This is a genomic window from Margalitia sp. FSL K6-0131 (assembly GCF_038008735.1).
Taxonomy (GTDB): domain Bacteria; phylum Bacillota; class Bacilli; order Bacillales; family Bacillaceae_C; genus Margalitia; species Margalitia shackletonii.
The window spans coordinates 853,975-868,473 of the sequence record NZ_JBBOZS010000001.1; the positions used below are offsets into that span (position 1 = coordinate 853,975).

General features: G+C 36.6%; 10 protein-coding genes. 6 read left to right on the forward strand and 4 right to left on the reverse strand.

All coding sequences use genetic code 11. The features are described from left to right. Positions 1–51: 51 nt before the first annotated feature. Positions 52–585 carry a GNAT family N-acetyltransferase gene (locus NSQ59_RS04315; RefSeq protein WP_340829534.1) on the forward strand — a complete coding sequence of 178 codons (534 nt, stop codon included), beginning with the start codon at positions 52–54 and terminating at the stop codon, positions 583–585. A gap of 813 nt (positions 586–1,398) precedes the next feature. Here NSQ59_RS04315 and NSQ59_RS04320 read toward each other — a convergent pair. Next, entirely contained in the window at positions 1,399–1,950 is a 552-nt protein-coding gene (locus NSQ59_RS04320) for a signal peptidase I (RefSeq protein WP_340829536.1), read from the reverse strand. 508 nt (positions 1,951–2,458) lie between these two features. On the opposite strand from NSQ59_RS04320, the gene NSQ59_RS04325 reads away from it, so the two are divergent. From NSQ59_RS04325 to NSQ59_RS04340, 4 genes are all read left to right on the forward strand, one after another. Then, positions 2,459–6,625, forward strand: coding sequence for a S8 family serine peptidase (locus tag NSQ59_RS04325; RefSeq protein WP_340829537.1), 4,167 nt, complete (start codon positions 2,459–2,461; stop codon positions 6,623–6,625). A gap of 129 nt (positions 6,626–6,754) precedes the next feature. Further along, positions 6,755–7,465: a hypothetical protein gene (locus tag NSQ59_RS04330; RefSeq protein ID WP_126648367.1), complete on the forward strand. Its 711-nt coding sequence runs from the start codon at positions 6,755–6,757 to the stop codon at positions 7,463–7,465. Positions 7,466–7,520: 55 nt separating this feature from the next. Continuing rightward, entirely contained in the window at positions 7,521–8,054 is a 534-nt protein-coding gene (locus NSQ59_RS04335) for a hypothetical protein (RefSeq protein ID WP_340829540.1), read from the forward strand. 75 nt (positions 8,055–8,129) lie between these two features. After that, entirely contained in the window at positions 8,130–8,408 is a 279-nt protein-coding gene (locus NSQ59_RS04340) for a hypothetical protein (RefSeq protein ID WP_340829541.1), read from the forward strand. A 92-nt stretch (positions 8,409–8,500) separates the two neighbouring features. Here NSQ59_RS04340 and NSQ59_RS04345 read toward each other — a convergent pair whose 3' ends face one another. Both NSQ59_RS04345 and NSQ59_RS04350 read right to left on the reverse strand, forming a co-directional pair. After that, complete coding sequence (locus tag NSQ59_RS04345) at positions 8,501–9,418, reverse strand: IS3 family transposase (RefSeq protein ID WP_152982338.1); 918 nt, start codon at positions 9,416–9,418, stop codon at positions 8,501–8,503. 17 nt (positions 9,419–9,435) lie between these two features. Further along, positions 9,436–9,756 (reverse strand): transposase, encoded by a 321-nt coding sequence (locus NSQ59_RS04350; protein ID WP_055738127.1) that lies wholly within the window; start codon positions 9,754–9,756, stop codon positions 9,436–9,438. A 47-nt stretch (positions 9,757–9,803) separates the two neighbouring features. On the opposite strand from NSQ59_RS04350, the gene NSQ59_RS04355 reads away from it, so the two are divergent. After that, positions 9,804–13,130: a S8 family serine peptidase gene (locus NSQ59_RS04355; protein ID WP_340829543.1), complete on the forward strand. Its 3,327-nt coding sequence runs from the start codon at positions 9,804–9,806 to the stop codon at positions 13,128–13,130. Positions 13,131–13,221: 91 nt separating this feature from the next. Here NSQ59_RS04355 and NSQ59_RS04360 read toward each other — a convergent pair whose 3' ends face one another. Further along, positions 13,222–14,466, reverse strand: a complete 1,245-nt coding sequence (locus NSQ59_RS04360) for a helix-turn-helix domain-containing protein (protein WP_340829545.1) — start codon at positions 14,464–14,466, stop codon at positions 13,222–13,224. Positions 14,467–14,499: the final 33 nt, after the last annotated feature.

The window sequence follows — 14,499 nt, forward strand, 5'->3', positions numbered from 1 at the left end:
CTAATAGATTAGGAATCTGAAATAGAAACTGCCATTAGGAGGATTTGAAATTTGCCATCAAATTATGAAAAAATCGCTTATATATGGAATGATCCAAAGGAAAAGGTAATCGTACCTGAACGCTGTTATTTCAAAAAAGTGACGCCGGAATTAGAAAATACATTTAAAGAAATTATTAGTCGAGTAGTAATAAACTCATTAGATAGAGAGGATAAAAAACACATAACACCTGAGAGTCATCGTGAACTTGTAGATAACATTTTCAACGTAGACGAAGAATATTTTCATTTTGAAAAGGAATGGTGGGAACTTGCCTACTATCAAGAAGAAATTGTGGGGCTTATCCAGCCTGTTACATTCAAGGGCTGTGAGAAGAACGGACTGATGGAAGGCACCATCCATTATATTGGTGTGGTTCCTGAATTCCGTGGAAAGGGAATTATTAACGATTTACTTTTAAGAACAACAAGACTTTTGCAAGATCTAGGAGTTTGGAGAATTTATGCCGATACAGATGTTGAAAATGTCCCGATGAGAAAGGCTTTTGAGAAGGCAGGATATGAAGAAAGGAAGAAATCTTCCTGAAATGGGACCAGATTTTTTACTATAAAAAAGTTAAGAAACCTTCCTCAAAAAAACATATGAAATCTCAATAAATTAGCAAAGAAAAAACTGCGTTTTTATATAAAAATCGCAGTTTTTTATCGTTATTCATCAACTGTTTACCGTGTGTTTATTAAACGTCAGCTATTCGGAAAGCCGAATAGTCAATCCTAAATAGGTTGAATATCTGGTAGAAATATCTTTTAATATGGCTCTTTTATATTGATTTTACCGTGTTTGAAAAATAAACGGAAAAATTCCGTTTAAATTTGGAAATACTCCTATTTCCTTAAAAATAAGAGGAGGTTTTCCGCTTATTTTATCGAAATCCTTAGATTTTGTTCTATTTAGAGCAGTTAGTCGGAATATCTCCGCTTATACCTGCACCTTAAGCCTCCATTATATACATTAGCCGGAAATTCTCCGCCTATGAATTCTCATACTTACACGAAAATCAACAATGAACAACAACAGTATCTTTGATATCAGTAATCAAAATCGAAGAAAAATAGCATTGTACAACAGCTAATGTACAAGATTAATTTAACGCTGAATTTCTTGCGATTATAATAATAAAAATGCCTAACTGGCTTAATATCAACAAAAAGCACCTACTCAACCATTACGAGTAAGTGTGCAACTATATTTGTGATTTACTTATTTTTCCCCATTCAAAAGAACCTGTTACCTTATGCGGAAGGTTTTGTTTTTATTCAAGAGAAGTTGTTGTAGAGCCGTTTTCCAGTTTGTTTCGTCTCAATATGCTAGTAACCCCTGGAAAATTATTTACTAGTTTTACCCCTTTAGAACATTTGCCGATTGCTTTTTTGGCTTTGAAAGTCTTTCAAAAACCTCTAAACAAATGTATCCAGTGGCAGGGATTAGAATTAATAGAATAAACCCGATTGGACCGCTAACAAATTTTGCGAAATATCCAGCTTTCGGAATCTTTAATACTAGTTTGCCTACTAGGTTATTAGAGGTGACAATATTGGAATCTGCTGTATTATTATTGTCTCCCTTTGTCACAAATCCAATGTTTCCTTGACTTTGTTTAATGGAGGCGACTCGGTGGGTAATAAATTTTGTTGGTGTTTCTTTAAATGTAATCACATCATTTACTTTTACATCTGACGGCTCTGCCTTTTTAATAATGACTAAGTCACCCGCTTTCATGTATGGATGCATACTATTAGTTAAAACGGTTAATGGACTGATTCCAAAAATGGTGGGTACTTTCTCCGGATGTTTTTTTGATTGAATGGTGAAATACAGCAAAAAGGCGATGACGAGAAAAATAATGATGAGAAAAATAATAGAAATGTTTTTAGATATAGTTTTAATCATGAATCTGTAACCTCCATTTGATATCAGAATGCACAAGTAAATTACTTGTTATTATAAGCTCATGTTATTTATTTAGAAAATACGGAATATTTATGATTCCATGTGTATTTAGTGAAAAAATGAGCAAATTCATCTAATATCTCCTGTTTTCTTACTTTCAAAAATGAACGATTTTACCATATTTGGGGTAATTTCTACTCTTTTTTCATTTTCCTTTTTTCGTTAATAGGAAAATAGACTTTAGGTATAATGTTTGTTTTTCCCACGAATTACATGAAAGAAAGCGAAAATGAGACATCTATCCTATTAATATTCAGGAGGAAAGAACTGATTTCTGAATATTCAAAAACCCCAATTTACGATAAATAATACCCCCGTTTACAATATGACTAGAGTGAAAATTCGATTAATTTTTTTCCTGATGATTATCTAGATAATCGAATATTGTCATCTAGAACAATATCAACATACTTATTCACAAGTAAAAGGAAAACAGAGGGGGAAGAGCATGAAAAAAAAGAAGTTAGGGCATATTTTGTTGGGATCAGCATTAACAGCAAGTTTAATAGCTTCTTCGGGTATTCCGCATAATGTGTTGGCAGAAAAGCAGGAACCAACAAAAATTACAGATGTAACAGGGGTACTGAAAAACTTAAGTGATGAACAGAGAAGGGCACTTAAGGAGCTTGAAGTAGGTACAGGATTTGTAATCGCGCCAGATGTCAAAGTTGACAGCCCTGAAATGGTAAGTGTCATTGTAGAATTCAAGCAGGAACCGGCAAAAGTGGAAATGATGAAGCAAATGGCCAAAGGGAAAAAAATGGCACTATCTTCTGCACAAATTAAAGTGGAAGAATCACATCAACAATTTAAAAAAGAATTTAATAAACTTAAAGGCACGAAATCAACATTCAGTATAAATGTAAATGAATCAAAGATTACGAGAGAGTATAGAAATGCCTTTAATGGAGTCGCGCTTTCCATTCCTGGTAATATGGTGCAATCCTTGGTACAAACCGGTCTCGTTAAACGTGTTTGGAATAATAATATGGTCCAATTAGATCTGCCGAAAGAACCGAAAGAATTAAAGTCAACCGCAATGTCCGGTACCGAAGATAGCAACAGTCAAATTGGTGCGGACAAGCTTCATAAAGAACATATTACAGGAAAGGGCATCAAAGTAGGGGTAATCGATACTGGAGTCGACTACAACCATCCGGATTTAAAAGATGCTTATAAAGGCGGATATGATTTTGTAGACAATGATAATGATCCAATGGAAACCACTTATAAAGATTGGAAGAACTCAAAATATCCTGAAGTAGACCCTTCTACTGGATCAACCTATTATACTTCGCATGGGACGCACGTTTCGGGAACTATCGCCGGAGAGAAGAAAAACAATGTTGACTATGCAGTGGAAGGAGTCGCACCAGAAGCAGACCTATACGTGTATCGTGTATTAGGTCCTTATGGAAGCGGTTATACAGATGCAGTTCTTGCGGGAATTGATAAGGCAGTAAAAGACGGAATGGATGTTATCAATCTATCTTTAGGTGCAGGTATCAATGATGCTCTTTATCCAACTTCCGTAGCTATTAACAATGCAATGCTTTCTGGAGTGGTTTCCGTGGTTGCGGCTGGAAACGCAGGACCAGATGAAAAAACGGTCGGCTCGCCAGGCGCATCTGCATTAGCTATTACGGTTGGAGCAAGTGATTTTTCCCAAACAATCGCGACATATTCTGCGAGTGCAGGAAACGAAAAGTTTAGTGAAATGAAATTATTAGGAAAGAATTTTACGGACAAGCTAGATGATTTAAAGGAAAAATCTTTTCCGGTCGTCTATGTAGGACTAGGAAAAAGTAGCGATTTTGCAGGAAAGGACTTAACTGGAAAATTGGCTTTAATCCAAAGAGGAGAAATAGCCTTTGATGAAAAGATTAGAAATGCCGAGAAAGCTGGCGCAAAAGCAGTGGTTGTCTACAATAATGTGGACGGCGAGATTTCTGCTTATTTAGGAGAGAGCACGGGCTATGTTCCAACTTTCCAACTAACAAAAGCAGATGGAGAACGTTTAAAATCACTGGACGATGTGTCTTTTACATTTAAAGAAATAGGCAGTTCACATACAGAAGGAGATCATTTAGCAGACTTCAGCTCTCGCGGACCTGTTGAGAAAAACTATGATATTAAGCCAGATGTTGTTGCTCCTGGAGTGGCCGTTTTTTCTACCTATCCAGAATATATGAATGATCCTGGAGATGGCGAAAATTACGATATTGCCTATACTCGTATGCAAGGAACTTCGATGGCATCTCCACATGTAGCAGGGTCAGCAGCTTTAATTTTACAAGAGCATCCGGATTATACACCGTTTGAAGTGAAAGAGGCTTTGATGAATACTGCGGATGAATTGAAAGAAAAGTATTCCGTGAATGAAGTTGGGGCGGGGCGCATTGATACGTATGAAGCGGTTCACGCCAATACATCGATTAAAGTAATCGATAAAACAAAAAATATGGATGGGGACCAAACCGTTGAAATTGATGAAGAGACAGGATCAATGGCGTTAGGAAGCCATTATCAAAGTGATAAGGATTATGATGAAAGTAAAAAAGTCATGATTCAAAACAAAGATAAGAAAGAAGCAAAGGAATTTAAAGTAGAAGTGGAATACTTGCCAGCAAAAGGAAGTGTGAAGGATGCTGCGAAAAATGGTGTGAAGGTAACGGCACCATCTTCGGTTACCGTATCTGCCGGGGAGTCAAAGGAAATTCAGCCTGCTATTCATGTTCCTACTAATGCGGAACCGGGACGATACGAAGGATATATTCATTTTGTGAATGTAAAGGATGCGGAGGAAAACTATCAAATTCCATTTTCGGTTCGCTACACAGATAAAGGGATCGACTATGTTCAATTAGATAGACCAGCTGTTGCAACGGATACAACAAAATTCCATCCATACTTAAATCCATTTGTAAATGCCATATTTAAATTGAAGAGCCCGATGAAAACAATTGATGTAATCGTAAAAGACGGGAAAACAGGTCAGCCTGTTGGTTATATTGGTTCACTATATAATGCCGAAAACATTGAACCAGATGCAGTAAAGTATATTTTATGGGCTTTCACAGGTGCTGTTTATCCGTTTACTAATGATCCGGCTAATCCGATAGGCAGCAAACAGATCAAATTACCAGATGGTGATTATACTTTTGAAATGATTGCTAAAGATAATGATGGAAAAACGTATGTGAATGATCAAGTAATCATTGTAGATAATAAGCCGCCAGAATTAACCTTCAAGGATTATAAACCAGGCTTCTATGAAGTGAATGACTCTATGTACACCGATGAAGATGGTTACCATGCGTTATGGGCACATGCTAATGTATATGATTCTACGATTGATCTTTTAAACTCAAAAGGTCTAAAGCTTGATCAATCAGCAAATAGTCTCTATTATTATCAAAATTCAGCTTGGCCATCAGGTATATTGCCTGTTCAGCCTAACGGCGATATCAAATTTGGATTATTACCTGAAGAGGTCGAAACACCTGTGAACCTAAAATTATTCCCGTTTGATCTCGCAACGGCTGCTAAACTTTTAGGCTACAATTATACCTTTGTTAAAGAAGGAACAGAGTATGTAATGCCAACCTTTAACAAGGAAAAGGTAAAACTTGGCGACACGATTACGATGACATTAAGTGTTAATAATGTGAAAAAGCTTGTTTCTGGTAAATATGGTGTGGAATATTTGAAAAATAACTTTGAATTTAAAGATGTCAAGCTAAATCAAGCATTTGAAAAATATGTAAATGACTATAAACTAAACGTTACACTAGATGAACCGTCCATTACAGATGATTATTGGACAAAAACAGTAACCGTTGGCGCGTCTATTAATCAAAAGGAGTTCAAAGGATTTGATGGCGATACTCCATTCCTTGATGTGACCTTTAAAATCATTAATGATGAAAGCTATGATGGAATGGGAGGAGGCAGTTTAACAGTTAATGAATTTAAGTATACGAAAGCCGGGGAAACAAAGGAAACAACGATACCTGGATTTACAAATGAAGGGTTCTCGATCATTCCAAAACATTCCGTTGTACGTGGATTCGTTAAGCCGGAAGCGTTCTCGAATGATAATGGGACACATACGAAAGATTTAGACCAAATTCATGCGAAGGTTTATGCAAAAGCAGGAAATGGTAAAGAATATGTTGGAACCATTGATAGATCAGGACAATATGAGATTCATGGAATTCCAGTTTCAAATAAAGATTATGATATTTACGTAGAAGTTCCGGGTCACTTAACTAGTAAAGTAACTGCAACCTTAAGTAAAGAGGTTGATGGTGAACAAGTGGGAGTTAGCTATCGAACATACACTGATCAGTTTCCTGCCGGAGATGTAAATGGTGATGAAGTGATTGATATTAACGATCTTGTCCAAGTTGCTGCACAGTACGGTAAAAAACATGACAAAGAAGATATCAACCAAGACGGCATTGTTAATGAAAAAGATGTTCGTTTCATTGAAAAGAACTTCTTGAAAGTTGGGGAAAATGCGAAGAAAAATGCAAAACCTCAAGCAAAGCTTGGCAATAAAGGATTGGAAGATATTTTACGAGCATTAGGTCTCAAACCAAATAAAGAATAGAAAGCTAGAGTATGTTGATTTAGAAAAAAGCGGGGAGATTCGCCAATGGGAGGCAAATCGAACCGCGTTCCACTATCATCAAGATTCATGACCTTAGTAAAAATATTATTTATATGGGGGAAGAAATCTATGAAAAAGGTGAAAAGAGCTTTATTGGGTACCACATTGGCAGGGGCGCTGATTGTATCAGCGGGATATGGGACGTATTCTTGGTTCACTTCAGAGACTAACGCTGCTGGTCAGATCGCCAACGGAACATTGCAATTAAATAATGGACAAAATATTACGGAAAAAGTGATTGATGGTGCTGATTTTGCTCCGTCCCAATTAAAGTATGGGGAATGGATGACAATCGACAATACAGGAACGCAAGATGCAAATATTAGAGCAATCCTAAGTCAGAAATTGGACAAGGACGTTAATATTAAAAAATATAAAGTTGGGTATATCGCATTAAAATATAAAGAAAAGCCATCAGGTGATGTTCAAAAGGCTGCGAAAATCAAGCTGGATAAATTATTTGATGGGACGACAAATGTGGTAGAATCCCAAGCATTTAGCAATGATGCTGAAATTTTACCAGGTGTATATGCGGTTACAGGTATAGTGGGAGAAGAAGGCGTAGCGGGTTATAAAGCTGTATCCGATAAAAAATGGCAGCTTGGTGATGGGACAAATCAAGCATTCTGGAGATTGAAATCGGATCAGTATATCGACGTTATGTTTGCTATTAAATTGGATGAAACGGCAAACAACGACTATCAGGGTGTGAAATATTCGGCTGATTTGAAAGTCCAAGCGAAACAAACAGATGATGGATCCAAATACGACGGAGAATAATTTTGTCAGGCAGTCGGTTACTCGACTGCTTTTATTGTAGCAAGGGAGAGGTTATATGCAAATAAAGAAGCGAATGCTAGTTTTTCCATTCATTATTTTAATATATTGCCTATTTCTTTTTGCCGGGAAATTAAATACGTATGCTTGGTTTACAGCGGAGATTAATGCAAGTGGAGAAATAACGAATGCAACAACGAAAGATTTACTATCCATTTCTACCAGTGACGTTACTTATTATAACAACTGTGAGATTTCTCAAAATATCACCATTGAAAATGTTTCTACTATAATGATTCCTATTAAACTTATAGACCAAAATCAAGCATTACATCCCGGAGAAACTTTTACAACGACGATAAAACAAAAAGTTTCCTGTAAGGATACGGATGTCAACTATCATCTACTTGGATTAAATCATTATATTGATGAAATGATTAATGTTCCACTTGATCAAAACAAGCTTTCAGCAACGGCAGATCATAATCAAAAGACTCAAGAAGAGTCAAACCAGCCAACTAATTCAATGATTGAAGAAAAAAACAATCCAGCAGAAAATGATGAAGTGGAAAAAGAGAACTCTGCACAATGATGAAACTATTAAAATAATAAAAAAGTATAGAAAGGCAATTTCGAAGTTTATCTTTTGTAAAGGGAGAGTTTATCCATGAAACGAAGAAAAAAATCAATGCCAAACAAAATCATTTGTTCAAGCATTTTAGCTGCTTTATTAGTCAGCGGCAGCAGCTATACCTTCGCGAGTGCGGAGAACAATGATGGCAATGGCAAAGTAAATGTAGAATCAATCGTTCAAAAAGGACAGGAAATCTTGAAGGAACAGCGAAAAGAAGCCAGTCTTCATGCCGCAAATAAGTTAGGAATCTCAAAGAAACGGTTTAACCCCTTAATTTTGGACACTTACTTTGGAATTCTCTGTTTTTCTTAGTTTTCCATTTTATCTACCGCGCTATCGCTTGGTGGCCTGTAGATTTTAGGTAAAAGGGCTCCTTTTACCTAAAATCTACAGGATATAGGGTTTTACATGGCTAACCTAACTGGTTCTAGGGTTTTATTTTGCCACTTTTCGTAGTACTCCTTTGGTGTATTATCTTTTAGCCCACCGTGGAACCGTTCTTCATTATAGAATTTGATGTATTCATCAACCGTTTTATATGCTTGCTCAAAAGTTACAAACTCGTTTGGCTGGTAACACTCTCTTTCTAGTACACTATGAAAAGACTCTATATATGCGTTCATATTAGGTGATTTGGGTGGAATTCGTTCATGAAAAACCTTTTGATTCTCACAAAAATCTCTAAAATGTGTACTACAAAATTGAGGGCCATTATCCGTTCGAATGATTAAAGCTTTTTCATCGTCGGAGTCAGGTATATGAACTCCACGCTTTAACATCGCCTTTTGAAGCATTTTCGTAATATCCTTTGCTTCACAATGAGTCCCTTTAAAATAACCAACAATGGAACGATCAAAAACATCTATGGCACTGGCAAGAAAGAAAAAACGTCGTGAAGTTGTCACGTAACCATATTTAATATCTAGCTGCCAGAGCTGATTTGGTCCTGTAACCACTCTGTTTTTCGCTAGTTTTCTTGGAATCTTCCCCTTTTTCTCCCGTTGAGGCACCAGGATATCCAATTCCTTGCATAGGCGATAAACCTTTTTCTTATTAATGATTAATTTGTATTTCTTTCTTAAACTTCGAGTAAGCTTTCTGTAGCCATAGACGCATTCTTTCCTCTCCATCAATTTCATCAGATAGCCTTTTATCTTTTTGTCGCTCACTTTTTTGTTCGATTGCGTACGGGAAAATCCAGGTACAGGTCGTCCACCTTTTATTTTTTTCATTCCTTTAGGATGAGAGAGACGGTAGTAATAGGTAGAACGGTGAACAGAGGCAATCTTAAGGACCCGTTTAGCTGGGAATCCCTCCTGAATCCATTCGTGAGCTAATTCTACTCTCTCGGAAAGTTCGGAAACTTTTTTTTTAACATGTCACGAAGCATCGCCACTTCCAGCTCTTTTTCCCCTAACAATTTCATTGCTTGATCATATTTTTTTTGAAGGTCATTATTAGAAGGTGAAGAAGAGAGAGGATTAACCCCCTCCTGTTCCATTTCAGCCTCCACCTCACTCCTATATAGATTCACCCAAGCTTTTAGAGTAGATTGACTTACACCAGTTTTACGTGCTACAAATGCCATATTTCCAGATTCTAAAGCCATGCGTACATAATTTTTCTTTACTTCTTCTATCGGCCCTCTTCTTTTACTCATTTTATACGCCCCCTCGGATATATTTATTGTAATATCTTACGAAGTAGGTGTCCAAACGAGTTAGGGGGCTAAATAGGAAAGATATTAATAAAGCTACAAATAAGCCAATTGCGCCGCAAGATAAAGTCAGATTAATGGTTGAATTAGCTGATGAGCCATTAATGGATACAAAAGCCAGTAAGTCAGAGGAAGAGCAGCTATTAAAAAAGCAAAATCAAATTATTGACCAAATCTCCAAAAAGAGAATGAAATCAAAAGTAAGACATCAATTTGTTCAGGGCATTAATGGATTTAGCATGGAAACGGAATTTCGTAATATGGAAACGATCAAAGAAATACCGGGAGTTTCCAATGTGACGATTGCAAATACGTATTCGGAAGCGATGAAATCTTCGAAGAGTATGGTCCAAGCCCAACAAGTGTGGGAAGAGCTTGGCTATCATGGAGAAGGCATGCTTGTAGGGGTAGTGGATTCAGGAGTCGATTATCGCCACAAAGATATGGTGATGTCAAAGGAAGGAATGGCGAAAGAGAAGCTTACGGAAGCGAACATTAAGAAAAAGCTTGATGAGACAAGTGTAAGCGATCGCTGGTATACAGATAAAGTACCAACAGGCTATGACTGGGCAGATAAAGATGATGATGTTCTTCCGTATGAAAATTCACACGGAATGCACGTTTCCGGAACAATCGGTGCAAATGGTGATGAAGACCATGAAGGGGTAAAAGGAATTGCTCCTGATGTACAAATTCTTGCAGAAAAAGTGTTTTCCGATAATGGTGGTGGAGCTTATGAGGATGATATCATTGCAGGAATCAACCATGCCGTGCAAATGGGTGCAGATGTCATTAATTTAAGCTTAGGATCTGATGGCGGCTTCGTTGGGGAAGAGGATGACGGTGTTCAAAAGGCAATTCGACTTGCAACGAATAATGGGGTATTGGTCGTTGCTGCTGGAGGAAACGCATACTATAGTACAAAAAATGATAAGCTCTCTTCTTCGATGAAACCTTATGCTGAAAATCCAGATATAGGTATCGTTGGATCACCAGGTGTCAGTCCGTTTGCTTTGCAAGTGGCTTCCTATGAAAATAATGTAATCCACAAACCAAGTTTGAAGATATCTAATGGAAGTGAAATAGCATTTTATGAACCAAGCTATTTAAAATTAAACTCGAAAATTGCAGAAGGAAAAGAGTATCCTCTCGTATTTGCTGGTAAGGGAGATACAAAGGATTACAAAGATATTGATGTAAAAGATAAAATTGTGGTCGTACAGCCGGAAATTGATTATGGAATCAATTCACATCTTCAATTTAATGCCCAAAGTAAAGGCGCAAAAGCTGTGATTATTGCCCCAATTCCAGCTTGGGGAGATTATAAGAAGACAAATTTCAGCCCGTATTCGATTCCTGCTGTTGTAACAAGTGTAAAGGATGGACAAAAGCTTATCGATCAACTAAAAGATGGTCATTCGATTTCTGTGCAATTAGGAGGAGGATTATGGGTTCAAAATCCAAATCATGATGAAATGTCCGATTTTTCATCCATGGGTGCTCCGCATACACTTGACTTTAAGCCGGAAATTACAGCACCTGGCGGGGAAATTTATTCAACGGTTTTTGATAATAAATATGATGTGTACAGCGGTACCTCCATGGCAACGCCACACGTGGTAGGCGGAGCAACACTTGTCCTTCAATCATTCTATGAAAAAGGCTTGCCAAAAAATAGCAATACTGTTTTAAAAGCGAAAACAGCCTTAATGAATACTTCTAAAATTGAGTATGATCCAAATACAGAAAATCAAATTCCGTATTCACCACGTATGCAAGGTGCAGGAATGATGCAAATTAAAAATGCATTGGAGACCCCTGTACTAGTTGAAAATAAACAGGCAAGCCCTGAAAGAAAAGGATCGGTTGCATTAAAAGAAATCAAAAATCAAATGGCACAATTTGATTTAAACATCGTCCCTCTGGCTGATAAAAAGTCGGAAGATATCGAGTATAATGTGTATTTGGATGTCTTGACAGATGATACCGAATATAAAGAATATGACTTAAATGGCGATGGAAAGGCTGATCGTTCTCATGACTATCTGACGTTATCAAGCAAGCGCGTAAAAAATGCTGTCGGTGTATTAAATGGAAAAGAGATCAGCTATGACAAGCCGGTGAAGATTACTATTAAAAATGGAAAGCAGCAAAACGCACATATAGATATTGTTTTACCGAAAAATTTAAGAAAAAATAGTTTCGTAGAAGGATTTGTAAGATTTGTACCTGTGAATAAAAATCTTCCTGAATTATCAATGCCGTATATGGGCTTTTATGGTGAATGGGATGAAGTGAAAAATATTGATGCACCAGCATGGGATAAAGATGTTTTCCTAGGCTATACCGTTCTTTGGAATGATTTGGATGAAATGCCTTTAGGATATGATCCAAGTACAGGGAATTTCGATCTTAGTCATATTGTTTATTCTCCGAACTCCATTGTCCCAGGGGTATATCCTTCCTTTACCGTTATGCGAAATTTAAAGGAAGTAAATCTTTCCGTTGAAAACAATAAGGGGAAGAAAATTCGCCAGTTAGGAAACTTTAATGAATTTACTCCTGACGGCAAACCGTGGAAGTTTAGTAAAAATATAATGGCTTACGGTGATTTTTCTATATCTGCAGAAATGTATCCATGGAATGCAGAGGATGACAAAGGGAATGTTGTACCTGATGGTGATTATCAGATTGCGATTACTAGTACACTTGATTACAAAAATGCAAAATCGCAAACGGTGAAACTGCCGATTAAAATCGATTCCGTTGCTCCAACTATTGAAAATATTCAAGTAGAACCGGTGGATGGTAAATATAAAATTACATGGGAAGGGCAAGACAATCCGGGAGGAAGCGGGTATGATGGTGCGATTCTATACGTCAACGGACAATATTATTCGCTGCCGGCAAATGCAACTTCTTATCTTTCAAAAGAAGAGCCAAAAGGAATTGTCGTTATCGGAATAGACTGGGCAATGAATTTGGGCTTTGGCGTATGGGGAGATCCTTCCTATGTGAATGAAGGGATGCTAATCAACTACCTAAGTATATACGGTTCTAATGTTAATAAAGACAATCCATTGCAAATTAATGGATTTGCAATGAAAAAGGTAAACTGGACCTTTAAAATCGCTGGTCCGGATGGGGAAATTGTCGATACATTTAATGTTGACCACCAAGCTGAGATTCATCTGAAATGGGAGCCGAAAATTGACCTGCCAGATGGAGAATACACCATTTATACAGAAGCGAAAGATGAAACAGGCTTCCAAGTACAGGCGAAACCAAAGCAATTTACTATTAAACAAAAGCAATAGGTTTTACATTTTCAACAACTGCCCTTTATGAGGATAGAAAAAACAGGTCAGGAGTATTGCACTCCTGACCCAATAAAGAATTCTAAATGAATTAGACGAACATGTTCACTCTTCGATGTTTTTCAACCAGTGGAATAGCGAATTTATTGGCCTTTTCAATATCTCCTTTTTCCATGTAATAATCAAAAAGTTGTACTTGATAATGCTCTGTTATTAATGTCATACCAGTTTCGTTTATATAAGGATATGCTTTCGTCTCCAAGTAGTGGAAATATTCCCCTTCCGAGTGCTGAAGTTTATACAAATGTAAACGGAAGAGGTGAATAAAAAGTTTATCCTTGTTCTTTTTTGCTAGTTTTAGCCCTTTTTTGGCAATTTCAAGAAGGGTTTCTTGCGAAGTTTCACCTTGCTGGCTTAGTGCATTTAAATATCCTTCCAATGACCCTAAATAAAATTCCGAGAGCGGACTTTGACTCTCCAATGCCTTCTTAAATAATTCACTAGCTTCAGTAAAATATCCGTGTCGAAGCTGATAGTATGCATAATTATGAATGATATTAAACCTTTGATGTTTTAAACCGTAATTTTCCGCCATTTCTATTAATCTTTTATAGCTTAAAGTAGTTTCGGGATTATAAAAATCATCCTGTTCTACTTGAATAAGCATTAACATCTCGGAATCAATTATTCTAGGAAAACTCCGAGCATCGGTAAAAAATTGCAGTGCCTTATTTGCGTAATAGTAAGATAATGTTCTGGATTTGATAGAATGATAGGCAACAGCTAAATGATAATAAAATTCCGGATTATTATAGTAGGATAAGTCAATTTTTTTTAAAATCGTGATGGCATTATTATAATTCCCTTTATGTAATTGCAAGATTCCTTTAATATGCAGCAACATATTTGTATTATATGGAGAAGGTTCAAGCTGATTTTCTATTTCTGCAATAATAGGAATGGTTTTATCTGCTTCATTAATAGACAAATAGAATTTAGAAAGAATAAGTAAGTATTGATGATAAAGATTAGGAAGATGTAGAAGAGGAATTTCCTCTAATTGTTCCTTTAGAAGCTTTGCTTTTGAATCAAATCGTAAAATAATTGCTTCATGCCATGAGTTTAATAGGAGCTCTAATTTATCATATGATTCTATTTCCGCCTTTAAATCTATCTCTAAGCGTTTAGACAATAAGTCTATTAATTCTTTAGAAACTTCCGTTAAGCCCCGTTCAATTTTACTTAAATGAGTGTTCGAACAGATGCCATCTCCTAAGTCCTTTTGAGTCATCCCTTTACTTTCTCGGTAAAATTTTATGATTTTCCCCTCAAGCATTTTCTATGTCCCCCTCTGTCTAAAACTAATAAA

Coding starts and splice junctions, on each gene's coding strand:
- NSQ59_RS04360 (WP_340829545.1), bottom strand. CDS start 14,466: ATGCTTGAGGGGAAAATCATAAAATTTTACCGAGAAAGTAAAGGGATG.
- NSQ59_RS04320 (WP_340829536.1), bottom strand. CDS start 1,950: ATGATTAAAACTATATCTAAAAACATTTCTATTATTTTTCTCATCATT.
- NSQ59_RS04350 (WP_055738127.1), bottom strand. CDS start 9,756: ATGAGTAAAAGAAGAGGGCCGATAGAAGAAGTAAAGAAAAATTATGTA.
- NSQ59_RS04325 (WP_340829537.1), top strand. CDS start 2,459: ATGAAAAAAAAGAAGTTAGGGCATATTTTGTTGGGATCAGCATTAACA.
- NSQ59_RS04335 (WP_340829540.1), top strand. CDS start 7,521: ATGCAAATAAAGAAGCGAATGCTAGTTTTTCCATTCATTATTTTAATA.
- NSQ59_RS04330 (WP_126648367.1), top strand. CDS start 6,755: ATGAAAAAGGTGAAAAGAGCTTTATTGGGTACCACATTGGCAGGGGCG.
- NSQ59_RS04340 (WP_340829541.1), top strand. CDS start 8,130: ATGAAACGAAGAAAAAAATCAATGCCAAACAAAATCATTTGTTCAAGC.